This is a genomic window from Enterobacter sp. V89_11 (genome assembly GCF_029967775.1).
In the GTDB taxonomy this organism is placed as follows: domain Bacteria; phylum Pseudomonadota; class Gammaproteobacteria; order Enterobacterales; family Enterobacteriaceae; genus Enterobacter; species Enterobacter ludwigii.
On record NZ_JASCAN010000025.1, the window covers coordinates 164,513 to 186,463 of the forward strand.

A 21,951-nucleotide genomic window follows, 5' to 3' on the forward strand; every position below is an offset into this window, starting at 1 on the left:
TTACAAAAAAATCAGGCCTTAATGGCTTTCAACACATTGATCATTTCAAGCGCGGTCAGTGCAGCTTCTGCACCTTTGTTACCGGCTTTGGTACCAGCGCGCTCAATGGCTTGTTCAATACTTTCGGTAGTCAGCACGCCAAACGCGACAGGAATTTCTGCATCCTGCGCAACGTGTGCCAGACCATTGCTTGCACCGCCTGCAACGTATTCGAAGTGTGCAGTGCCGCCACGAATAACGGTACCCAGCGCAATCACCGCGTCGTATTTACCGGTTTTCGCCAGCGCGCCCGCTGCCAGTGGCAGTTCATAAGCACCTGGAACCCAAACAACGGTAATGTTGTCATCTTTAACCTGGCCGATACGTTTCAGGGCGTCAATGGCACCTTCCAGCAGGCTGTCGTTGATGAAGTTGTTGAAACGCGCAATGGTGATGGCGACGCGAGCGTCCGGGGTAGCTACAGCAGCTTCAATAATGTTCATACTCTTCCTTTACGGGTTCATTTGGCCCCGCAGGGGGGCGGATTTTATCATAATACTTTTCGCACTGCTTCCCTATTTCAGGAGCAATTACGCTGGCGTTAAATGGAGGCAGACATCCGGGCCCACCGGACGAATCTCGCTAAATTTGAGTTGTGGTGCATCGCCAAGTTTTTCAAGACCCGGCAGCACAAACAGACCACGCGCATCGGTACCCAACAGTTTAGGTGCTACGTAGACAATCAGCTCATCCACCAGCCCGGCCTGCAGCAGCGCGCCGGCCAGCGTCGGCCCCGCTTCTACCCAGATACTGTTCACCTGTTGCTTACCAAGCAGCATCATCAGCACCACTAAGTCGAGGTGCCCGTTATGCTCTGGCACCATGATGCTGCGTACGCCTTGCGGCCATTCACGCGCATCGTCCTGCGTGCGTGCAATCCAGGTTTCGCCCGGCTGTTGCACGATGCGGTGCGCAGGCGTGATGCGATTCTGGCTATCGATGACAATACGCAGCGGCTGACGCAGGTTTTCCTGCGGGTAGCACGCCTGGGTATCGGCATTCAGTTCATCCCAGCGCACGGTCATGGCAGGATTATCAGCCAGAACCGTTTCACTGCTGGTGAGGATAGCATGGCTTTGCGCGCGCAGACGTTGCACATCGCGCCTTGCCTGCGCAGAGGTGATCCACTGGCTCTCGCCGTTCGCCATCGCCGTGCGACCATCCAGTGAGGCCCCAAGCTTAAGCTGAATGTACGGGAACCCGGTGCGCATGCGCTTCAGGAAGCCTTTGTTGATCGCCTCAGCATCCTGCATCATCAGGCCGTGACTGACGTCAATCCCTTCCTGCTGCAGTCGATACAGGCCGCGTCCGGCAACCTGCGGATTGGGATCCTGCATCGCCGCGACAACGCGCGCGACACCCGCCGCAATGAGTGCTTCGCAGCACGGCGGGGTACGGCCGTGGTGGCTGCAGGGTTCCAGCGTCACGTAGGCCGTTGCACCGCGCGCCTTTTCGCCGGCCATGCGCAGGGCATGAACTTCGGCATGGGGCTCACCGGCGCGGTAGTGAAACCCTTCGCCCACGATCTCGCCATCGTTGACAATGACGCACCCGACGTTAGGGTTGGGATGGGTGGTAAAACGACCGCGCTGCGCCAGCTTCATGGCTCGCGCCATGTAAATCTCATCCTGCATGAGCTTAATCCTGTAAGCGGGCGATCTCTTCGCCAAACTCTTTGATATCTTCGAAACTGCGGTACACAGAGGCGAAGCGGATATAGGCGACCTTATCGAGCTTTTTCAGTTGCTCCATCACCAGGTTGCCAATCATCTTGCTTGGCACCTCGCGCTCACCCAAACCACGAAGGTACGATTTTATGTGGTTTAACGCCATTTCGACGTCATCTGCACTGACAGGGCGTTTTTCCAGCGCTTTGAGCATCCCGCTGCGCAGTTTCTCTTCGTTAAACGGCTCACGCACGTCGTTACTTTTTACCACGCGCGGCATTACCAGCTCTGCAACCTCAAAGGTCGTGAAACGCTCGTTGCACACCAGACATTGCCGGCGGCGGCGTACGGAAGACCCTTCGCCCACAAGGCGAGAGTCGATAACTTTGGTATCCACAGCGGAGCAGAATGGGCAATGCATACGGTATCCCTGTTATGTGGTTAACTGATCTTCATTTTACCCTGATCTGGCCTGACAACAAAGGAAGAGCTTTTTGAGACAAAGGATCTATGCCTGTTGATGCGATGCTGGCTACCATTACGGAGATCCGTTATTTCAAGGAAATAAACGCAATGACAAGACGTTACCTGAAAATATTGCTGGTGGGGAGTCTGTTTACCCTTAGCGCCTGTGCACAGCAAACCGAAGTCCGTCAAATGAAACAAAGCGTGAATACGCTCAATACCGCGATGGACAAACTGAACAAAGAAACCGTGAAGATCACCCAGCAAAACGCGCTGAATGCCAAATCCAGCAGCGGGGTTTATCTGCTGCCCGGGTCTAACACCCCGGCGCGCCTTAACAGCCAGATTGGCACGCTGAAAATGTCGCTGGTTAACGTGGCGGCCAATGCGGATGGTACTCGCGCAACATTACGCATTCAGGGGGAATCCAACGATCCTCTGCCAGCCTTTAGCGGCACCGTCGAGTGGGGGCAGATTCAGGGCACCACCGAGAACTATCAGGAAGTGAACGTGAAGAGCCAGCTGTTCACCGCACCCGCCAGCGTGCTGGCCCCGAGCGATGTTGACATTCCGATCCAGCTGAACGGACTTACGCCGGATCAGTTAGGTTTCATCCGCATTCACGATATCCAGCCCGCCGCGCAGTAATCCCCTTTCAGCGGAGTGCAATGTCACTCCGCTAACATTTACAATCCGCAAAGATTGGCAACAGAAATCATTGCCGCTACAATCCCCGCCGTTTAAAGTACGCAAACGTGAACGCAATCGATTACGCGTGTGAGAGATATGTGAAACAACACATATTTTTGTGAGCAAGGATTCCTATAATAGGCTCCGCAGAAACACGAAATATTTAGAAACGCAATTCGCGCATTTTTCACTCCCGGAAGGGAATTTCAATCAGTGGCATGATTATGAAAAAAACATTACTCGCGGCTGGCGCCGTGCTGGCACTCTCCTCCACTTTCACTGTTAACGCAGCGGAAAACGATAAACCACAATACCTCTCCGACTGGTGGCACCAGAGCGTTAACGTGGTCGGCAGCTATCACACCCGTTTCGGACCACAGATCCGCAACGATACCTACCTGGAGTACGAAGCCTTCGCCAAGAAAGACTGGTTCGATTTCTACGGCTATATGGATGCACCGGTCTTCTTCGGCGGTAACACCGATGCGAAAGGGATCTGGAACCACGGTTCCCCCCTGTTCATGGAGATCGAACCCCGCTTCTCCATTGATAAGCTGACGGGCACCAGCCTGGCGTTTGGTCCATTCAAAGAGTGGTACTTCGCGAACAACTACATCTACGACATGGGCCGTAACGCGTCCGGTCGTCAGAGCACCTGGTATATGGGTCTGGGTACCGACATCGACACCGGTCTGCCAATGAGCCTGTCCCTGAACGTCTATGCGAAATACCAGTGGCAGAACTACGGTGCCGCGAACGAAAACGAGTGGGATGGCTACCGTTTCAAAGTGAAATACTTTGTGCCAATTACCCAGCTATGGGGCGGTAACCTGAGCTATATCGGTTTCACCAACTTTGACTGGGGTTCAGACCTGGGCGACAACGACTTCCGTGACCTGAACGGTAAGAAAGCGCGTACCAACGACTCCATCGCCTCCAGCCACATCCTGGCGCTGAACTACGATCACTGGCACTACTCCGTTGTTGCGCGTTACTGGCACAACGGCGGTCAGTGGAACGATGACGCAAGCCTGAACTTCGGCAATGGCGACTTCAGCGTACGTTCTACCGGCTGGGGTGGTTACCTGGTTGTCGGTTACAACTTCTGATGTGAAAGAAGGCAAAAACGGACAAAGCCAGCTGATATGCTGGCTTTTTTATTGCTTCACCTTACGCAGAAAATCCGCCAGCGATCGCTCCGCGCTTTCGCTAAAACGCCTCTGCGTGAGCGTAATATTCAGACACCTGTCGAGCCGGAAGCAGCGGTAGTCATCACGCCGTTCACACCACGCGGCCAGCAGCCAATGTTCTCCCCAGAAGAACAGCCCCAGCGGCTGAATGTCGCGCCATGTCAGATGCCCGGCTTCATCACGATAATGCAGCGCCAGTACGCACTGGGCAGAAATAGCCTGATGAATAACATCAAAGTAGCTGCGCGAATGCGGCTGAAGCGCAATATCCGGCGCATATATCCGCGTCTGCTCCGCCTTACGTCGGCTCTCCTCGGGCAGGATCGCCAGTACCTTCTCCTGCGCCGACTCAAGCTCACGCGAGAGCGAGTCGCCCCCCCAGGTTTTCAGCAGACGGATGGCGACCATCAGCGCTTCAGATTCTTTGTTCGTCAGCATCAGCGGAGGTAAGTCAAAACCCGACATCAGTCGATAGCCGCTTCCCGCCTCCCCTTCCACCGGCACGCCGGAAAGCGACAGGTCGCGGATATCACGGTATACGGTCCGTTCCGATACGCTCAACCTGTCCGCCAGATGCGCTGCCGTTGTCAGACGCCTGCCTCTCAGGATCTGCACAATCTGAAACAAACGGTCAGCGCGTCGGGTCATATCGTATTCAGCTCTCAGGCAGGTTGATGGAGGCCGACGCGATTACCTTCGCTGTCGGTAAACAAGGCTATGGTGCCAATGCCACGCGGCAATTCCAGCGGACCAAACACGCACTCGCCACCCGCAGACGCGATGCGATCGAGCGTTGCCGCCAGGTTGTCAGTATGCAGGTAAATAATAGCGCCCTGTACGGACGGTGTAATGCCCTCAAATTTTGCCAGCGCGCCGCCGGTGGCCGGATCGTCATGCGGGAAAACGGCTAGCTCAGCCACATCCATTTTCTCTCGTCTCAGCTGTACCTGCATCACGGGCTCATAAAATTTGATAGCGCGATCCATATCGGCGACCGGAATTTCAAACCAGTTAATCACACTTTTCATACATCCTCCTGCCTGTTGTTTGGGTTCGAAAAGAGTCTACGACAGGGCTCCTGACAGCATACTGTCAGGAGTGTTTGGCAGGAGCAGATAAAAAAAATCCCGGTCAACAGACCGGGATTTCAGGAACGAACGACACGTCGTCTTACGGCAGAATAGACGGCTGGTCCGCCCCTTCTTTCTCGACTTTCTGCTGGAGCAGGTGCTCGCGCTTCATGCCAAGTTTCAGTGCCAGTGCGGAGGCGACGTAGATAGACGAAGCCGTACCGATAGAGACACCGATCAGCATGGTCAGCGAGAAGCCTTCCAGTACCGGACCACCGAAGAGGAACAGCATCAGGATCACCATCAAGGTGGTTCCGGATGTGATCAACGTACGGTGCAGCGTCTGGGTCAACGACACGTTAAAGATTTCGTACGGCGTACCGCGACGGATCTTACGGAAGTTTTCACGAATACGGTCAGATACCACGATACTGTCGTTCAGTGAGTAACCGATAACGGACATCAGGGATGCCACGATTGTCAGGTCAATCTCAATGTGGAACAGAGACAGTATGCCCATGGTGATCACCACGTCGTGCGCCAGGGCGATAACCACACCCGCCGCCAGTCGCCACTCAAAGCGGAAACCGACGTACACCAGAATGGAGATCAGAGCCACCAGCAGCGCCATCGCACCGGTTTGCGCCAGGTCAGCACCTACGCTTGGCCCGACGAACTCGATACGCTTAACCGTCGCATGCTGGTTGGTTGTTTCGTTAACCACGTTAACAACCTTGCTGCCCAGTTCCTGGCTGCCATTCGCATCGTGCACCGGCGGCATACGCACCATGATGTCACGGCTGCTGCCGAAGTTCTGCAGCAACGGCTCTTCAAAGCCCGCTTTCTGCAGAGACTGGCGCATCTGGTCCATATCGACCGGTTTTTCCAGGGAGATCTCAATTACCGTACCACCGGTGAAATCAAGACCCCAGTTAAAGCCTTTCACGCCCATCACGATAAGGGAGAGGATCAGCAGTAAACCTGAAATGCCGAAAGCCCAGTAGTCCCAGCGCATAAAGTCCCAGACTTTACGGCCGTGGTTCAATTGTTCAACAGTATATTCCTGTGCCACAACGCACTCCTCAGATAGACAGCTTTTTGACGCGCTTGCCGCCATACAGCAGGTTCACGATGGCACGGGTGCCGACAATAGCGGTAAACATTGACGTTGCAACACCGATACCGGTGGTGATCGCAAAGCCTTTGATAGCGCCAGTCCCCACTGCATACAGGATAAGAACCTTAATCAGTGTTGTTACGTTCGCATCGAAGATGGAGCTGAATGCCCCTTTGTAGCCTTCGTCAATCGCCTGCTGAACAGAGCGACCGTTGCTTAACTCTTCTTTGATACGTTCGTTTATCAGTACGTTGGCGTCGACCGCCACCGCAAGGGTTAAGACGATACCGGCAATCCCCGGCATGGTCAGCGTCGCCCCCGGCAGCAGAGACATGATGCCGATAATCAGCACCAGGTTCGCAACCAGTGCGCTTGTCGCAATCAGACCAAACTTCTTATAGAAGAAGATCATGAAGAGGATGGAGACCACCAGACCGGCCAGACACGCTTCCAGACCCTGCTTGATGTTTTGCATCCCCAGCGTTGGACCAATGGTACGTTCTTCAACAATCTGAATCGGTGCAATCAGCGCACCGGCACGCAGCAGCAGCGAAAGCTGACGCGCTTCGTTCGGGTTGTTGATACCGGTGATACGGAAGCTGTTACCCAGACGAGACTGGATGTTGGCGATGTTAATCACCTCTTCCTCTTTCACCAGCACCGCGCGGCCGTTTGCATCTTTCTTACCGCTGTCTTTGTACTCCACAAACAGGGTCGCCATCGGTTTACCGATGTTGTCCTTGGTGAAGTTAGACATGATGTTACCACCCGCGCTATCCAGCGAGATGTTAACCTGCGGCTGGTTGTATTCGTCCTGGCTGGATGTGGAGTCGGTGATGTGGTCACCGGTCAGGATCACGCGTTTGTACAGCACAACTGGCTGACCTTCGCGGGTCTGTTTCACTTCCGAATCGCCCGGAATACGGCCTGCGGCAGCAGCGGACTGATCGACGTTGGAGTTAACCAGACGGAATTCCAGCGTGGCAGTTGCCCCCAGAATCTCTTTCGCACGTGCCGTGTCCTGAATCCCCGGGAGTTCCACCACGATACGGTCAGCACCCTGACGCTGTACCAGTGGCTCAGCAACACCCAGCTGGTTTACACGGTTACGCAGAATATTGATGTTCTGCTGAACGGCGTATTCACGGGCTTCTTTCAGGCGAGCATCGGTCATCACCGCGCGCAGCTGGTTGCTGCCCTGAGAGGTGATCACGAGGTCACGGTGACGTTGAGTCAGGTAATCTACAGCCTGATCGCGCGCCGCGCTGTCGCGGAACGTGATGCTCATGCCGTAGTTATCTTCTTTACGAACGGTAGTGTAAGCGATGCCTTTTTCGCGCAGATCGCTGCGCAGGCTGTCGATGTTTTGTTCCTGCAGTTTGCCGAGCGCGGTATCCATATCCACTTCCATCAGGAAGTGAACACCGCCACGCAGGTCAAGACCGAGTTTCATTGGCTCTGCATTCAACGCAGCCAGCCAACGCGGGGTTGCAGGAGCAAGGTTAAGCGCCACGACGTATTTATCACCCAGCACGCCCATCAGCACTTCGCGAGCGCGGAGCTGCGTGTCGGTGGTGTCGAAGCGAGCAAGAATTGCGCCCTCTTCCAGAGCCACAGACTTAGCGGTAATTTTTTCTTCTTGTAACGATTTCTGGACCTGGATCAGCGTTTGCTCACTGGCGGCGACACCGCGCGCGCCAGTGATTTGAACAGCCGGATCCTCACCATACAGGTTGGGAAGCGCGTACAGCAGGCCGACGAGAATCACGGCGACCAGCATGATGTACTTCCACAAAGGATAACGGTTTAACACGGCAGTTCCCTTTGGGAAAAGTTGGGATTACAGCGCCTTCATGGTGCCTTTCGGCAGAACGGCAGCTACGAAGTCACGTTTGATAACCACTTCAGTGGTGTCGTTCAGGGCAATAGCAATGTAGCCACTTTCAGCCACTTTGGTTACGCGACCGACCAGACCACCGTTGGTCAGCACTTCATCACCTTTGGCAATGGAGTCCATCAGCTTTTTGTGCTCTTTGGTACGCTTCTGCTGTGGGCGCAGGATCATGAAGTAGAAGATCAGACCGAACACAACCAGCATCAGAATCAGAGACATCGGGCTGCCCTGCGCCGGAGCACCTGTTGCCGCTACCGCATCAGAAATAAAAAAGCTCATTCAAATTCCCTCATTATTAAAATTAATCAACGTTCAAAGGTGGAACGGTTCGACCCTGACGTTGGTAAAAATCGGTCACGAAGCTCTCTAATTTACCCTCTTCAATAGCCTTGCGTAAACCAGCCATTAAGCGCTGATAATAACGAAGATTATGAATGGTATTGAGACGCGCGCCCAAAATCTCATTGCAACGATCAAGATGATGCAGGTACGCGCGAGAATAATTGCGACAGGTGTAGCAATCGCACTCGGAATCGAGCGGGCTGGTGTCACTCTTATGCTTCGCGTTACGGATTTTCACCACGCCATCGGTCACAAACAGATGACCGTTACGCGCGTTGCGGGTTGGCATAACGCAGTCGAACATATCAATGCCGCGGCGCACACCTTCAACCAGGTCCTCAGGTTTACCCACACCCATCAGGTAACGGGGTTTATCTGCCGGGATTTGTGGGCAGACATGCTCCAGAATGCGATGCATGTCTTCCTTCGGTTCACCCACAGCCAAACCGCCGACAGCGTAGCCATCAAAACCTATCTCTACCAGACCTTTAACAGAGATATCGCGTAAATCTTCGTAAACGCTGCCCTGGATAATACCGAACAGCGCATTTTTGTTCTGCAGGGAGTCAAAGCGGTCACGGCTACGCTTCGCCCAGCGCAACGACATCTCCATGGAGCGTTTCGCGTAATCCCAGTCGGCCGGGTATGGCGTACATTCGTCGAAGATCATCACGATATCAGAGCCGAGATCGTACTGAATCTCCATAGACTTTTCAGGATCGAGGAAAATCGGATCGCCGTTGATCGGGTTACGGAAGTGTACGCCCTGCTCGGTGATCTTACGGATGTCGCCCAGGCTGAAGACCTGGAAACCACCGGAGTCGGTCAGGATCGGGCCTTTCCACTGCATGAAGTCATGCAAATCGCCGTGCAGCTTCATGATCTCCTGACCAGGACGCAGCCACAGGTGGAAGGTATTGCCGAGGATAATCTGTGCGCCAGTGGCTTCCACTTCTTCCGGCGTCATCCCTTTTACGGTGCCGTAGGTGCCCACAGGCATAAACGCGGGGGTTTCCACCACGCCGCGATCAAACACCAGGCGGCCGCGACGTGCGCGACCATCGGTGGTATCGAGTTCAAATTTCATTTTTTCTCCGACGTCAGAAAAACAGTCCAACGTTGTAAAACGGTGCCGCGGACTTATTCCCCGACACGCTCATTCAAAGCCTGCGGATTGTACGTGATAAACATCGCGTCCCCGTAGCTAAAAAAGCGATATTTTTGTTCTACCGCAGACTTGTACGCCGCCATAGTGTGCTGATAACCCGCAAAAGCGGACACCAGCATAATCAGCGTTGATTCAGGCAGATGGAAGTTGGTTACCAGGGCATCAATCACGTTGTACTGATAGCCCGGGTAGATAAAGATCTGCGTATCGCCAAAGAAAGGCTCAATCAGGTCATTTTTGGCGGCCTGCGCGGCGCTCTCAAGGGAGCGTACCGACGTGGTGCCCACTGCCACAACGCGGTTACCGCGTGCTTTGGCGGCCAGAACGGCATCCACCACCTCTTGCGGCACTTCGGCATATTCGGAGTGCATGATGTGGTCTTCGATGCTGTCCACGCGCACCGGCTGGAACGTACCCGCCCCGACATGCAGGGTCACGAAGGCCATCTCGATACCTTTCGCGCGCAATTTTTCCAGCAGCGGTTCATCAAAATGCAGGCCCGCCGTCGGCGCGGCGACCGCGCCAGGCTTCTGGCTGTAAACGGTCTGGTACAGCTCGCGGTCAGCCTCTTCATCCGGGCGCTCGATGTAAGGGGGCAGCGGCATATGGCCGATCGCATTCAGGATGTCGAGCACCGTGCGCTCGTCATTGAACGCCACCTCAAACAACGCATCGTGACGCGCGGTCATGGTTGCACGGATGCTCTCATCATCGCCAAGCAGCAGCTCTGCACCCGGCTTCGGCGCTTTAGAGGCGCGAATATGTGCCAGAATACGTTTATCATCAAGCATACGTTCGACCAGCACTTCAATCTTGCCGCCGCTGGCTTTACGGCCAAACAGACGCGCCGGGATCACGCGGGTATTGTTAAAGACCAGCAGATCGCCAGGGTTGAGCTTGTCGAGCAAATCGGTGAAAGTACCGTGCGTCAGCTCGCCCGTCGGCCCATCCAGTGACAGCAAACGACAGCTACTGCGCTCAGGCATTGGGTAGTGAGCAATCAGGGATTCAGGTAGTTCAAAGGAGAAATCGGCGACGCGCATGACGTATACTCGTGACTTAAAAACAGGCGGCATAGTCTAGTGCTCACACCCTTTTGCTGCAACAACTAGCCGCCCCTGGACAAATAAAACGCATGAATTTTCTCGCTCACCTGCATCTTGCTCATCTCGCTGACAGCTCTCTTTCCGGCAATCTGCTGGCCGATTTCGTGCGCGGTAATCCCGCCGACGCGTACTCCGCAGAGGTTGTCGACGGGATTTTTATGCATCGCCGTATCGACGTACTGACCGATAACCTGCCGGAAGTCCAGGAAGCCAAAGCGTGGTTCCGCCCTGAAACGCGGCGCGTCGCGCCAATCACGCTCGATGTGATGTGGGACCATTTCCTCTCGCGGCACTGGGAAACACTCTCTCCCGAGATGCCCCTTAACGCGTTCGTGCGTTATGCCCACCAGCAGGTGTCCATTATTTTGCCGGACTCGCCGCCGCGCTTTGTGAATCTGAATAACTATCTCTGGTCAGAACGCTGGCTTGAGCGCTATCGCGAGATGGACTTTATACAGAATGTGTTAAACGGGATGGCGAGTCGCCGACCGCGACTCGACGCGCTGCGCGACTCCTGGCATGACCTGGACGCCCACTACGAGGCGCTGGAGACACGGTTCTGGCAGTTCTACCCGCGTATGATGACCCAGGCGAAAAACAAACAGCTATAACAGAAATGCCATTGATAGGTGAAAGCTTGCTGAACGATTGTTAGCGCCTCTTTGTCTTATCAATGAACACTCTCTATACTGGGCGGCGTTGCGTTCCAAATAACCTTAGTATCTACAGGAGAATCACATGGTTCTGGTAACTCGTCCGGCTCCGGATTTTACAGCTGCAGCAGTTCTGGGCAACGGTGAAATCGTTGAAAACTTCAACTTCAAACAGCACACCAACGGTAAAGCGACCGTTCTGTTCTTCTGGCCAATGGACTTCACTTTCGTTTGCCCGTCTGAGCTGATCGCATTCGACAAACGTTACGAAGAATTCCAGAAGCGTGGCGTAGAAGTTGTAGGCGTCTCCTTCGACTCTGAATTTGTACACAACGCATGGCGTAACACCCCTGTCGACAAAGGCGGCATCGGTGCGGTGAAATACGCAATGGTTGCGGACATCAAACGCGAAATCCAGCAGGCTTACGGTATCGAACATCCGGACGCTGGTGTTGCACTGCGCGGTTCTTTCCTGATCGACGCAAACGGCATCGTTCGTCACCAGGTTGTTAACGATCTGCCACTGGGTCGTAACATCGACGAAATGCTGCGCATGGTTGACGCGCTGCAGTTCCACGAAGAGCACGGTGAAGTGTGCCCGGCTCAGTGGGAAAAAGGTAAAGAAGGTATGAACGCGTCTCCGGACGGCGTTGCTAAATACCTGTCTGAGAACGTATCCAGCCTGTAATCGGCACGGTTTACGGAAAAGGCCCGCATTAGCGGGCCTTTTTGTTTTGTACGATCTCACTTTCACACGTTAAAACGCGAAGCACGAGCACCCCAGCACGCCCCAGAATGCCTGGTCATCAGATACCGGGATATCCGATTGCCGCGCAATGCCGTGCGCATGGCCATGCACTCCGCAGCTACCAATGCACTGGTGCATCTGTACCACCGCCCCCACTTTACTGGCTGCAGGCGGCGCAGAGCGGTAATGCCCCGGGACTTTCACGACCGGTGACCACGACGGCACAACCGGGATCGGCGGCGGTGACAGCGGACTGAAATGACCGGCGGCATACACGACCTTGCCATCCACAACGGTCAGCACCGATTCAATGCCCTTGATCTCCTCTTCCGTCACGCTGAAGTAATCTTTCGACAGCACCACCAGGTCCGCAAGCTGCCCTTCAACCAGACGGCCTTTTTTACCCTGCTCGCTGGAAAACCACGCGCTGCCTGCGGTCCACAGCTCCAGCGCTACCTCACGCGGCAGGCGGTTATTGTCGTCATACATCGCCAGGCCGCCGACGGTTCGCCCGGAGACCAGCCAGTAGAGCGCCGTCCACGGGTTATAGCTCGCCACACGGGTTGCGTCGGTACCTAACCCAACCGGCACGTCCAGCTCCAGCATTTTCGCCACCGGCGGCGTGTGTTTTACCGCCTCTTTGCCGTAGCGGTCGACGAAATATTCGCCCTGGAACGCCATACGGTGCTGCACCGCAATACCGCCCCCCAACGCTTTGACGCGCTCGATATTACGCTCGGTAATGGTCTCCGCATGGTCAAAGAACCAGTGCAGACCGTTAAACGGAATCTCACGGTTCACCTTCTCAAAGACATCCAGCATCCGGCTGATGGATTCGTCATAGGTGGCATGCAGCCGGAACGGCCAGCGGTTTTCCACCAGGTGGCGCACCACGCGTTCCAGCTCGTCTTCCATCCCTTGCGGCAGATCCGGGCGCGGCTGGAGGAAATCTTCAAAATCCGCCGCCGAGAAGACCAGCATCTCTCCTGCCCCGTTCGCACGATAAAAGTCTGTGCCCTGCCCCGGTTTGAGCATATCGGTCCAGCGCTCAAAATCCTCCAGCTCCTGTTTAGGGCGCTGGGTGAAGAGGTTGTAGGCAATACGCACCGTCATCTGCTCTTTGGCGTGCAGTTCGGCAATCACCTCGTAATCTTCCGGGTAGTTCTGGAAGCCGCCGCCGGCATCAATGGCGCTGGTCAGCCCCAGACGGTTAAGCTCACGCATAAACTGGCGCGTGGAGTTAACCTGCAGCTCAATGGGGAGTTTCGGTCCTTTTGCCAGCGTGGCGTAGAGGATCATCGCGTTAGGTTTAGCGATCAGCAGCCCGGTCGGGTTGCCGTGGTTATCACGCACAATCTCCCCACCCGGCGGGTTTGGCGTCTCTTTGGTGTAGCCGACAGCTTTCAACGCGGCGCGGTTAAGCAGGGCGCGATCGTAGAGGTGCAGGACAAACACCGGCGTATCCGGTGCCGCCTCGTTAAGCTCTTCGATGGTCGGCATCCGGCGTTCGGCGAACTGAAACTCACTCCAGCCGCCCACCACCCGAACCCACTGAGGTGAAGGTGTACGATCGGCCTGATCTTTCAACATCCTTAGCGCATCCGCCAGCGACGGTACGCCTTCCCAGCGCAGCTCGAGGTTGTAGTTCAGCCCGCCGCGGATCAGGTGCAGGTGCGAATCGTTAAGCCCGGGGATCACCGTACTTCCCTTCAGATCGACAATCTGCGTTCCCTGCGTCGCATAGCTCATAATGCGATCGTGGTTGCCCGTCGCCAGAATCTTGCCGTTAGCAATAGCCACCGCTTCCGTGAGCGGGTTTTCGCGATCGAGAGTATGGATCTTACCTTTGGTTAAGATCAGTGTGGCAGTTTGAGACATAACGTACTCCTTTCAGCCGAATCAGGCTTTTTTGAGCCATCCGGCAAACAGACGGGTCACGATGGGCATCCACAGCCAGACCACCAGCGCGACCACACAGGCATCGTTAATCAGATGCAGCAACAACGTACCTTTCAGGCCAGGAAGCAACGCACCGGTGACCAGCGGCACCAGGTTGGTACTGGGGAAGATAACCAGCAGGGTAATGAGAAACTGTTTCCACTGTTTAGGCTTACGCACATGAGGCTCCGGTGGGGTAAACCAGAACGCCGCCTCGGTACGCACTTCGGTTTTATCGCCTTCCGCCAGCAGCGGTTCAATCTCTTTTACCAGCGCATTACGGGTATCGGACTGGGTCCACGCAGAGAGGTGTTCGAGGGTGTCGAAACGGATTATCACCGTCCACAGATGTTGTCCGTCGGTCGGGCGGATGACGTTCGCGCCAAGATGCCCCGGAAATTCCGCCGCGATGGGCATGATCTTACCCAGCCACTGTTCGTATCGCTCAGCCTGACCCGGCAGCAAGGTGTGGGTGATCACCAGCGTGACATGCGATGTGTGCGCCATAATAGTTTCCTGGTCATTAATGGGCGGGAGAACCCCGCCCTGGAAGGTTTACGCTTTGCGTTCTGGCGCACCGTGAACGAGGGTGTAGGCATAGTCAACGCCCATGCCATAAGCGCCGCTGTGCTCACGGACCAGGTCCATGACCGCGTCGTAAGTGCCTTTGCGAGACCAGTCGCGCTGATACTCAAGCAGCACCTGCTGCCAGGTCACAGGAACCGCGCCCGCTTGAACCATACGGTCAATCGCACGTTCATGGGCATCTACGGAGGTACCGCCGGAAGTATCGGTCACTACATAAACTTCAAACCCTTCATCCAGAGCCATCAGCGCCGGGAAGGTCAGGCAAACTTCGGTCCACAGGGCTGAGATGATAAGTTTCTTGCGGCCCGTTGCTTTCACTGCCGCAACAAACGCATCGTCTTCCCAGGAGTTCATAGAGGTACGTTCAATCGGTTTAACCGCCGGGTGAACCGCCAGCAATTCTGGCCAGATGTATCCGCTAAAGCTTTTTGTTTCGACAGAGGTGTAGATAACCGGAACATCAAAAATTTTGCCTGCTTTTGCCAGAGCCACCGTATTATTCTTTAATAACTGACGGTCAATATTTGCCACGCCAAAAGACATTTGCGGTTGGTGATCGATAAAAATCAGTACGGAATTGGACGGGTCAATCAGTTCACGAATAGACATAAAAGTACCTTTTAATCAATGTGTTAAAAGCCAACGTTTTGGTGTGCTATATGAGAAAGGGCCCTGACTGATAAAGCAATTTGAGTATAGCGAGAATTGATTGAGCGGATAGTAAAGATATTTGTCCCCTCTGTTGAAATTAACCGAACAACTTAGGGGAATTTTCAGCAACCGGGAAATAAACCGGTTGCTGATGACGATTAATTTCCGAACCAGACGGAGGCGGAAATGGCCGGTAGGGAGAGAATGCCTTCCTGAATCGTGCCTTTACCCTCTTTGCGTTGCCACGCCTTCACGTGCAGCAACGGAGAGTCATCCAGCACCACTTCACAGGCTTCTCCGCGGTTGATGGCGACCAGCACGCGTTGCTGGTTGTAGACGCGGGCAAACACCACCACGTTATCGTGGGCATACACCACCTGACAGCCACCGTAACGCAGCGCCTGGTTCTGTTTACGAAGCTTAGCCAGACGCTGGTACAGGCTGAGCAGCGCCTTGTCCTGCTTCGCCGGATCCCAGGGGAAGGTTTTGCGGCAGAAGGGATCGTTGTTCCCCTCCAGCCCCACCTCATCACCGTAGTAAATGCACGGCACGCCAGGCCAGGTGAAGAGCCAGGTAACGGCCAGCGGCAGACGTGCCACATCCTTGCCAAGCAGGGATTTAAAACGTGCGGTATCGTGGCTGTCCAGCTGGTTAAACATCCGCAACTGCTGCTGATGCGACAGGCTGGCGCGGTAGTTATCCATCCATGCCATACAGGTTTCGGCGTCGATATGCTGCGGATCGTAAGAGATATCGGTGTTCGCCAGAAATCCCCATAGCGGGAAGGTAAAACCGCGGTAGTTCATGGCCGAATCTTCTGCATCGGCTTGCAACCACTGGCGTGCATCGCCAAAATGCTCGCCAAAGACAAAGGCCTCCGGCTGCGCGGCTTTCGCTGAGCGGGTGATACCTGCAACGTGCTGAAGGTTATTACGCGCTCCGCCCGCTTCACCCAGCATATGCACCACGTCAAGACGCCAGCCGTCCATGTTCCATGGTGCCTTAAGCCAGTGGCGGACAACGCTGTCTTCACCGCCGTAGATTTCGTTGACCAGAGAAGGCGACTGGAAATCCAGCTTCGGCAGGCTTGGGTAGCCCAGCCAGTCCAGCGCGTAGCCCTCTTCATTAAAGCTGTACCAGTCACGCTGCGGCGAATCCGGGTTATGGCATGCCCCGCTCATCGACTGGTTATGACGGTCAAACCACGCGTGCGAATCCCCGCTGTGGTTGAACACGCCGTCCAGAATCAGGCGCATCCCTTCGTTTTTAGTGTTCTGTCGCAGGCGCAGCAGCGCCGCATCGCCGCCAAACTGCTCATCAACATGACGATAATCTTCGGTGTCGTATTTATGCACGCTCGGGGCTTTAAACACCGGGTTAAGGTACAGCGCCGTCACGCCCAGTTTTTTCAGGTACGGGAGTTTTTCGCTGATCCCGTCGAGATCGCCGCCGTAAAACGTCGAGCCACCCGCCTGCGCGGTCAGCGGTTCATCCCATGCTTTGAGGATAATGTCGTGACCTGCTGCGTGGTGGTAATAAACCTTATCCTGGCCTGCAGTGTGCTTTTCGCTACGGGCAAAGCGGTCCGGGAAAATCTGGTAAAACACCTGATCGTTAACCCATTGCGGGCCATTGTCCGGGTAATCGACGGCAAACTGCTCCAGCCGGGCCGGCGGAAAACGGCTAAACCCCTGCGGGGTAAACCACAGCTGGCGGTTATTCCACAGCAGTTTAAAACTGTAGCGACGACGCGGCTGTCCACGGGTTAAATCGATGTTTGCCCGCCACGCCGAAATCCCGGGCTGCGGCTGGCTGCGCTGCTTATGCATTTTCAGCGCGGTCTCTTCGTTATCAATTTCGGCGCGTAGCGTCACGCGTTCAGGCTGATTTTCCCCCGCCAGCCAGAGCGTAATCACAAGGTTGTCTTTGTTTTGCTTAACAAATGGGGCAACCGGAAGGTGCCAGGCGTTTAACATCACGAATCCCCTTTGATGAAATTGACGTCACCTTGCCACAGGGTGGTTAAGGTTAGCTCATCATGACGAGGTTTATTGAGGGAGGAGGACGGGGGAGGAGGCATCAGCGTGAGCGGATGCCTCCTTCCAGTCCCTCTGAGGGGAGAGGGAAGATTACTGTGCCTGCGCCAGCTGACGGTCGCGGCGGCATTTGAACATCCAGCCCAGCAGCAGCAGGACGATCCACGCACAGCCCACGTAAAGGGAGATACGGGTATCCGGATGATAGCCAATCAGGGCGATGATAAAGACCAGGAAGACCAGACCGACAGCGGTTGTCACCACCCCACCCGGCACTTTGAACTTCAGCGCTTTCGCCTCTTCCGGTGACAGACGGCGACGGAACGCAATCTGTGACAACAGGATCATGATCCACACCCACACGGTCGCGAAGGTCGCCAGCGACGCAATCACCAGGAACACATTCTCCGGCATGATGTAGTTCAGGTAGACCGACAGCAGCAGGGCTACGGTCATCACCATTACCGTCACCCACGGCGTGCCGCGACGAGAGGTTTTGGCAAACACCTTAGGCGCACTGCCCTGCTCCGCCATTCCGTGCAGCATGCGGCCCACGCCAAAGACGTCACTGTTGATTGCCGAAAGCGAGGCGGTCAGCACCACAAAGTTCAGGATGCTGGCGGCAAACGCGATGCCCATATGCTGGAAGGTCAGCACAAACGGGCTGCCGTTAGTGCCCACCTGGTTCCACGGGTAGATGGACATAATGACGAACAGCGTCCCCACATAGAACACCAGAATACGCATTGGCACTGAGTTGATGGCGCGCGGAATGGATTTCTCCGGGTCTTTCGCTTCCCCGGCGGTAATGCCGATAATCTCGATCCCGCCGTAGGCAAACATGACCATCTGCAGCGACATCACCATGCCGAGCCAGCCGTTGCTGAAGAAGCCGCCATTGCTCCAGAGGTTATGGATCCCCGTTGGCTGACCGCCGTTGCCGATACCCCAGATGATGATCCCGAAGCCCGCGATAATCATGATGATAATGGTGGCAACTTTGAAGAAGGAGAACCAGAACTCCAGTTCACCAAACACCTTCACGCTCATCAGATTGACGGCACAGATGATCAGCACCACGCTCAGCACCCAGATCCAGTGCGGAACCGCGGGGAACCAGACGCCCATGTAGATGCCAAAGGCGGTAACGTCGGCAATGGCCACAATCAGAATTTCGAAGCAGTAGGTCCATCCGGTGATGAAGCCCGCCAGCGGGCCTAAGTTTTCCTGCGCATAGCGCGAGAACGAACTGGCAGACGGATTGTGAACCGACATCTCCCCGAGGGCGCGCATGATGATATACGCGGCCACGCCACCGATGATGTAGGCCAGCAGAACGCTGGGACCGGCCATTTTAATGGCATCTGCCGAGCCATAAAAAAGACCGGTACCGATAGCGGATCCCAGCGCCATAAAGCGAATGTGGCGGGTGCTGAGTCCACGTTTGAGTTTGTTAGTGCTTTCCATTTAAATCTTGCCATTCAACTCGAAAAAAACAAAAAACCACGGGGCCTTAAGCCCCGTGGTTAAACAGTTTGTTGCCGTTGATTAATGGGCGTTCGATGCGACCTGACGCCCTGCAGCACGATCCCAGATAATGGCCAGAACCAGTGCAACAACGGTAGGCATCAACCAGGCCAGGCCTTGCTCGGACAGCGGCAGACGCTGTGTCCAGGCTGGCAGTATTTGCGCAAAGGCGGATGCTTTAATCCCGTCAAGGATACCAAAAATCAGGCTGATAAACATGGCTGGTGCAATAATTCGCGACGAGTTGTTCCACCACGGGCGGGTGAAGCTCAGCACCACCAGCACGATACACGGCGGATAGATGGCCGTCAGCACCGGGATAGAGACCTGAATCAGGTGGCTCAGACCGAGGTTTGACACCGCCATGGAGAAGATGCCCAGGATAAAGACCAGCGTACGGTAAGAGAGCGGCAGATACTGAGCAAAGAACTCAGCGCAGGCGCAGGTCAGCCCCACGGCGGTGACAAGGCACGCCAGGAAAATCAGTACCGCCAGCAGCAGGCTACCCGCACCACCAAAGGTGTGCTGTACGTAAGCATGGAGGATCGCCGCGCCGTTGGCATTTTGATCGACCAGTATGGCGCTATCTGAGCCCAGGCGGAACAGCGCCAGGTACAGCAGCGTCAGCCCTACACCGGCCATCAGGCCAGCCCAGATGGTGTAGCGAGTCAGCAGACGCGCTTCGGTTACGCCGCGGGAACGTGCGGCATTCACGATAACAATACCAAACACCATTGCGCCCAGCGTATCCATCGTCAGGTAGCCGTTCACAAAGCCGTTGGAGAACGCGGCGTTTTTATAGGCGTCCATCGCATCGCTAATCGGGCCTGCGGGCCAGACGATGGCCGCAACCGCCAGCACAATCAGCGCCACGATTTTCAGCGGAGCCAGGAAGTTACCCACGGTATCCAGCAGCTTGCCCGGATAGAGGGAAACCAGAATCACAATCGCGAAGTAGATCAGGCTGTAGATAAACAGCGGCATCGCGCCATCGCCAGTGAGCGGGGCAATCCCCACTTCGAAGGATACGGTCGCGGTACGCGGGGTCGCAAACAGCGGGCCAACGGCCAGATAGCAGACGGTCGCCAGCAGAATGCCGGCCACTTTGCCAATCGGGGTGCTGAGGCTATCAACGCCACCACCGACTTTCGCCAGCGCGACGACGGTCAGTACCGGCAGACCCACAGCAGTAATCAGGAAACCAAACGCAGCGGTCCAGACGTGTTCACCCGCCTGTAAGCCAACCATTGGGGGGAAAATGATGTTGCCTGCGCCAACGAACAGCGCAAATGTCATAAAGCCCAGCGCGATGATGTCACGCGATTTTAAGTGATGGGTCATAAAACCTTACTGCCTGTGGATGTGGTGTTGAAAACATTGAGATTTTCGCTATCCCTGACGGGACGATACAGCGGAAAATTTGCTCAATTTCAGCGGGATATGCTCCCGTCCTGGCGTGGAGAAGAATAGTTTTTCGATTTACCACGCAAATACAGTCGGTATGACAGTATCTGGGGCGCAATTTAAACGCTTATAACGTTTAAAGGCAAGATGGGATCGTGAAACCAGAACATTATGCCAGCATCAAAAATCAGACCAGCACAATACGCTAATTATAAGAAAAACCCATGGCTAATCATGCGAACAAAAAACAGCCAGCCGTATAATATTCAGCCGCGTTTCGCTTGACTGCAAAGCAAACGGGCCAGCAAACGCTGGCCCGTGGAAAGGTAAACTGACACGCCTGTCGTCAGGCGATCTTTTTGGCAATTAATCGTTCCGGGATAACGAAACTGAAGCGGGTTCCCTTACCCAGCGTGCTTTGAATATCGAGACGGCTTTCATGATGATTCACCGCGTGTTTCACAATAGCCAGCCCCAGACCGCTGCCGCCGGTCTGCCGTGAGCGCGCTTTATCCACCCGGTAGAAGCGCTCGGTCAGACGCGGGATGTGTTCAGGTGCGATCCCCGGCCCGTTATCCTCTACGCTGAACTCAGCGCCCGTTGGCGTGTGCTGCCAGCGCACCACGATATCCGTCCCCGCTGGCGTATGATTCACCGCGTTATACACCAGATTGGAAATGGCGCTGCGCAGCTCATCTTCGCTGCCAAGCACCTTGAGCGTGTTGTCGACCTCGAAGGTCAGCTGATGCATTTTATGGCTTAACGTCTGCGCTTCGCGCTCCACCACCCGCAGCATCATCGGAACATCAATGGTGTCATTCAATGCCAGCGAGGGGGCGGCCTCAATTTTCGAGAGCGTCAGCAGCTGTTTCACCAGCCCTTCCATACGGTGCGTTTGTTCACGCATCGTATGCAACGCTTTCTCGCGCGGCGCGCCTTCCAGCGTTTGCTCCTGCATCATCTCCAGGTACCCCTGAAGCACCGTCAGCGGAGTGCGTAATTCGTGGCTGACGTTGGCAAAGAAGTTGCGTCGCGCCCCTTCCAGCTGGTGCATCTGGGTGACATCACGGGCAACCATCAGCCACTGCTGGTCGCTGTAAGGCATCACACGAATTTCCAGATGGCGCCCATTATTGAGCTTCAGGTTGTGGGGGCGGGTAAAATCACGCTTTTTCAGATACAGCGTGAACTCGGGGTAACGCAGAAGGTTGAGGATGTTCTGGCCATTATCGTCCGGCCAGCGCAGGCCCAGCAGCTGTTGCGCGAGGCCGTTACACCAGAAGATCGTCCCTTCTTCGGTCGTCAGAATGACAGCATCCGGCAGCGACTCAGCGCCGCTACGGAAGCGTTTGATCAGGCTTCCCAGCTCCCGACGCCGCTTTTTGTTACGCATCTGCATCTGGTGCAGACCGTACAGCAGCGGCTCCCAGCTTCCGCTTCCCGGCGGAGGCGTCATACTTCGGTCAACCCACAGCCACCATGAGAGGCGCAGCAAGTTCCAGAAATGCCAGATCAGCAGCCCGGTAACCGACGCCAGCAGAAACCACGGCAAATATCCAAGAAAGGCCCCCAGAATGAAGGCCGGAATACAGCATAAGATCAGTTCAAAGACGAGCCTTTTCCATGACAGACGTTCCAGCACGCGTCACACTCCTGTC

At 55.3% G+C, this 21,951-nt stretch carries 21 protein-coding genes; 4 read left to right on the forward strand and 17 right to left on the reverse strand.

Translation table 11 applies throughout. From position 1 onward, the window contains the following. Positions 1-11: 11 nt before the first annotated feature. From ribE to nrdR, 3 genes are all read right to left on the reverse strand, one after another. On the reverse strand, positions 12-482 hold the full coding sequence (ribE, locus tag QLG09_RS19170; protein WP_006176874.1) for a 6,7-dimethyl-8-ribityllumazine synthase: 471 nt from the start codon (positions 480-482) through the stop codon (positions 12-14). An 87-nt stretch (positions 483-569) separates the two neighbouring features. After that, complete coding sequence (gene ribD, locus QLG09_RS19175; protein WP_063435362.1) at positions 570-1,673, reverse strand: bifunctional diaminohydroxyphosphoribosylaminopyrimidine deaminase/5-amino-6-(5-phosphoribosylamino)uracil reductase RibD; 1,104 nt, start codon at positions 1,671-1,673, stop codon at positions 570-572. A 4-nt stretch (positions 1,674-1,677) separates the two neighbouring features. Continuing rightward, entirely contained in the window at positions 1,678-2,127 is a 450-nt protein-coding gene (nrdR, locus tag QLG09_RS19180) for a transcriptional regulator NrdR (RefSeq protein WP_008503337.1), read from the reverse strand. 152 nt (positions 2,128-2,279) lie between these two features. Between nrdR and QLG09_RS19185 the strand changes: the two genes are divergently transcribed. Together QLG09_RS19185 and QLG09_RS19190 are read left to right on the forward strand one after the other, a co-directional pair. Further along, a complete protein-coding gene (locus tag QLG09_RS19185) occupies positions 2,280-2,819 on the forward strand; it encodes a DUF3251 domain-containing protein (protein ID WP_025204974.1) in 540 nt (179 codons plus the stop codon). Positions 2,820-3,085: 266 nt separating this feature from the next. Next, positions 3,086-3,970, forward strand: coding sequence for a nucleoside-specific channel-forming protein Tsx (locus tag QLG09_RS19190; protein WP_025204975.1), 885 nt, complete (start codon positions 3,086-3,088; stop codon positions 3,968-3,970). Between the two features lie 48 nt (positions 3,971-4,018). On the opposite strand, the gene QLG09_RS19195 is transcribed toward QLG09_RS19190, so the two are convergent. The 7 genes from QLG09_RS19195 to queA all read right to left on the reverse strand — a co-directional run bounded on the left by QLG09_RS19195 (position 4,019) and on the right by queA (position 10,685). Then, a complete protein-coding gene (locus QLG09_RS19195; protein ID WP_049022720.1) occupies positions 4,019-4,699 on the reverse strand; it encodes a YafY family protein in 681 nt (226 codons plus the stop codon). Positions 4,700-4,713: 14 nt separating this feature from the next. Further along, positions 4,714-5,079, reverse strand: a complete 366-nt coding sequence (locus tag QLG09_RS19200) for a VOC family protein (protein ID WP_020885224.1) — start codon at positions 5,077-5,079, stop codon at positions 4,714-4,716. A gap of 142 nt (positions 5,080-5,221) precedes the next feature. Then, a complete protein-coding gene (gene secF / locus QLG09_RS19205) occupies positions 5,222-6,193 on the reverse strand; it encodes a protein translocase subunit SecF (protein WP_020885225.1) in 972 nt (323 codons plus the stop codon). Positions 6,194-6,203: 10 nt separating this feature from the next. Continuing rightward, entirely contained in the window at positions 6,204-8,051 is a 1,848-nt protein-coding gene (gene secD, locus QLG09_RS19210) for a protein translocase subunit SecD (RefSeq protein ID WP_014168844.1), read from the reverse strand. A 27-nt stretch (positions 8,052-8,078) separates the two neighbouring features. Next, a complete protein-coding gene (gene yajC, locus QLG09_RS19215; RefSeq protein WP_000007630.1) occupies positions 8,079-8,411 on the reverse strand; it encodes a preprotein translocase subunit YajC in 333 nt (110 codons plus the stop codon). 22 nt (positions 8,412-8,433) lie between these two features. Beyond that, on the reverse strand, positions 8,434-9,561 hold the full coding sequence (gene tgt, locus QLG09_RS19220) for a tRNA guanosine(34) transglycosylase Tgt (protein WP_020885227.1): 1,128 nt from the start codon (positions 9,559-9,561) through the stop codon (positions 8,434-8,436). 53 nt (positions 9,562-9,614) lie between these two features. Beyond that, positions 9,615-10,685: a tRNA preQ1(34) S-adenosylmethionine ribosyltransferase-isomerase QueA gene (queA, locus tag QLG09_RS19225; RefSeq protein ID WP_032677507.1), complete on the reverse strand. Its 1,071-nt coding sequence runs from the start codon at positions 10,683-10,685 to the stop codon at positions 9,615-9,617. A gap of 92 nt (positions 10,686-10,777) precedes the next feature. Here queA and acpH point away from each other — a divergent pair, with 92 nt between their 5' ends. Then, on the forward strand, positions 10,778-11,359 hold the full coding sequence (acpH, locus tag QLG09_RS19230; RefSeq protein ID WP_025204983.1) for an ACP phosphodiesterase: 582 nt from the start codon (positions 10,778-10,780) through the stop codon (positions 11,357-11,359). A gap of 127 nt (positions 11,360-11,486) precedes the next feature. After that, positions 11,487-12,089, forward strand: a complete 603-nt coding sequence (locus QLG09_RS19235; RefSeq protein WP_014168840.1) for a peroxiredoxin — start codon at positions 11,487-11,489, stop codon at positions 12,087-12,089. 69 nt (positions 12,090-12,158) lie between these two features. Here QLG09_RS19235 and QLG09_RS19240 read toward each other — a convergent pair whose 3' ends face one another. From QLG09_RS19240 to phoR, 7 genes are all read right to left on the reverse strand, one after another. Then, a complete protein-coding gene (locus QLG09_RS19240; RefSeq protein WP_049022719.1) occupies positions 12,159-14,027 on the reverse strand; it encodes an amidohydrolase in 1,869 nt (622 codons plus the stop codon). A gap of 21 nt (positions 14,028-14,048) precedes the next feature. Next, complete coding sequence (locus QLG09_RS19245; protein WP_014168838.1) at positions 14,049-14,594, reverse strand: antibiotic biosynthesis monooxygenase; 546 nt, start codon at positions 14,592-14,594, stop codon at positions 14,049-14,051. 48 nt (positions 14,595-14,642) lie between these two features. After that, entirely contained in the window at positions 14,643-15,284 is a 642-nt protein-coding gene (locus QLG09_RS19250) for a hydrolase (protein WP_014168837.1), read from the reverse strand. Between the two features lie 200 nt (positions 15,285-15,484). Further along, positions 15,485-17,302 carry a maltodextrin glucosidase gene (gene malZ / locus QLG09_RS19255; RefSeq protein WP_049022718.1) on the reverse strand — a complete coding sequence of 606 codons (1,818 nt, stop codon included), beginning with the start codon at positions 17,300-17,302 and terminating at the stop codon, positions 15,485-15,487. A 153-nt stretch (positions 17,303-17,455) separates the two neighbouring features. Next, complete coding sequence (gene proY / locus QLG09_RS19260; protein WP_014168835.1) at positions 17,456-18,829, reverse strand: proline-specific permease ProY; 1,374 nt, start codon at positions 18,827-18,829, stop codon at positions 17,456-17,458. A gap of 81 nt (positions 18,830-18,910) precedes the next feature. Then, positions 18,911-20,230 (reverse strand): branched-chain amino acid transporter carrier protein BrnQ, encoded by a 1,320-nt coding sequence (gene brnQ / locus QLG09_RS19265; protein WP_014168834.1) that lies wholly within the window; start codon positions 20,228-20,230, stop codon positions 18,911-18,913. A gap of 409 nt (positions 20,231-20,639) precedes the next feature. Further along, positions 20,640-21,935, reverse strand: a complete 1,296-nt coding sequence (phoR, locus tag QLG09_RS19270; RefSeq protein WP_014168833.1) for a phosphate regulon sensor histidine kinase PhoR — start codon at positions 21,933-21,935, stop codon at positions 20,640-20,642. Between the last annotated feature and the right edge of the window lie 16 nt (positions 21,936-21,951).

Excerpts from the sequence above, each read along its gene's own strand:
- ribE (WP_006176874.1), bottom strand. The coding sequence starts at position 482 with ATGAACATTATTGAAGCTGCTGTAGCTACCCCGGACGCTCGCGTCGCC.
- ribD (WP_063435362.1), bottom strand. The coding sequence starts at position 1,673 with ATGCAGGATGAGATTTACATGGCGCGAGCCATGAAGCTGGCGCAGCGC.
- nrdR (WP_008503337.1), bottom strand. The coding sequence starts at position 2,127 with ATGCATTGCCCATTCTGCTCCGCTGTGGATACCAAAGTTATCGACTCT.
- QLG09_RS19185 (WP_025204974.1), top strand. The coding sequence starts at position 2,280 with ATGACAAGACGTTACCTGAAAATATTGCTGGTGGGGAGTCTGTTTACC.
- QLG09_RS19190 (WP_025204975.1), top strand. The coding sequence starts at position 3,086 with ATGAAAAAAACATTACTCGCGGCTGGCGCCGTGCTGGCACTCTCCTCC.
- QLG09_RS19195 (WP_049022720.1), bottom strand. The coding sequence starts at position 4,699 with ATGACCCGACGCGCTGACCGTTTGTTTCAGATTGTGCAGATCCTGAGA.
- QLG09_RS19200 (WP_020885224.1), bottom strand. The coding sequence starts at position 5,079 with ATGAAAAGTGTGATTAACTGGTTTGAAATTCCGGTCGCCGATATGGAT.
- yajC (WP_000007630.1), bottom strand. The coding sequence starts at position 8,411 with ATGAGCTTTTTTATTTCTGATGCGGTAGCGGCAACAGGTGCTCCGGCG.
- tgt (WP_020885227.1), bottom strand. The coding sequence starts at position 9,561 with ATGAAATTTGAACTCGATACCACCGATGGTCGCGCACGTCGCGGCCGC.
- queA (WP_032677507.1), bottom strand. The coding sequence starts at position 10,685 with ATGCGCGTCGCCGATTTCTCCTTTGAACTACCTGAATCCCTGATTGCT.
- acpH (WP_025204983.1), top strand. The coding sequence starts at position 10,778 with ATGAATTTTCTCGCTCACCTGCATCTTGCTCATCTCGCTGACAGCTCT.
- QLG09_RS19235 (WP_014168840.1), top strand. The coding sequence starts at position 11,487 with ATGGTTCTGGTAACTCGTCCGGCTCCGGATTTTACAGCTGCAGCAGTT.
- QLG09_RS19240 (WP_049022719.1), bottom strand. The coding sequence starts at position 14,027 with ATGTCTCAAACTGCCACACTGATCTTAACCAAAGGTAAGATCCATACT.
- QLG09_RS19245 (WP_014168838.1), bottom strand. The coding sequence starts at position 14,594 with ATGGCGCACACATCGCATGTCACGCTGGTGATCACCCACACCTTGCTG.
- QLG09_RS19250 (WP_014168837.1), bottom strand. The coding sequence starts at position 15,284 with ATGTCTATTCGTGAACTGATTGACCCGTCCAATTCCGTACTGATTTTT.
- malZ (WP_049022718.1), bottom strand. The coding sequence starts at position 17,302 with ATGTTAAACGCCTGGCACCTTCCGGTTGCCCCATTTGTTAAGCAAAAC.
- proY (WP_014168835.1), bottom strand. The coding sequence starts at position 18,829 with ATGGAAAGCACTAACAAACTCAAACGTGGACTCAGCACCCGCCACATT.
- brnQ (WP_014168834.1), bottom strand. The coding sequence starts at position 20,230 with ATGACCCATCACTTAAAATCGCGTGACATCATCGCGCTGGGCTTTATG.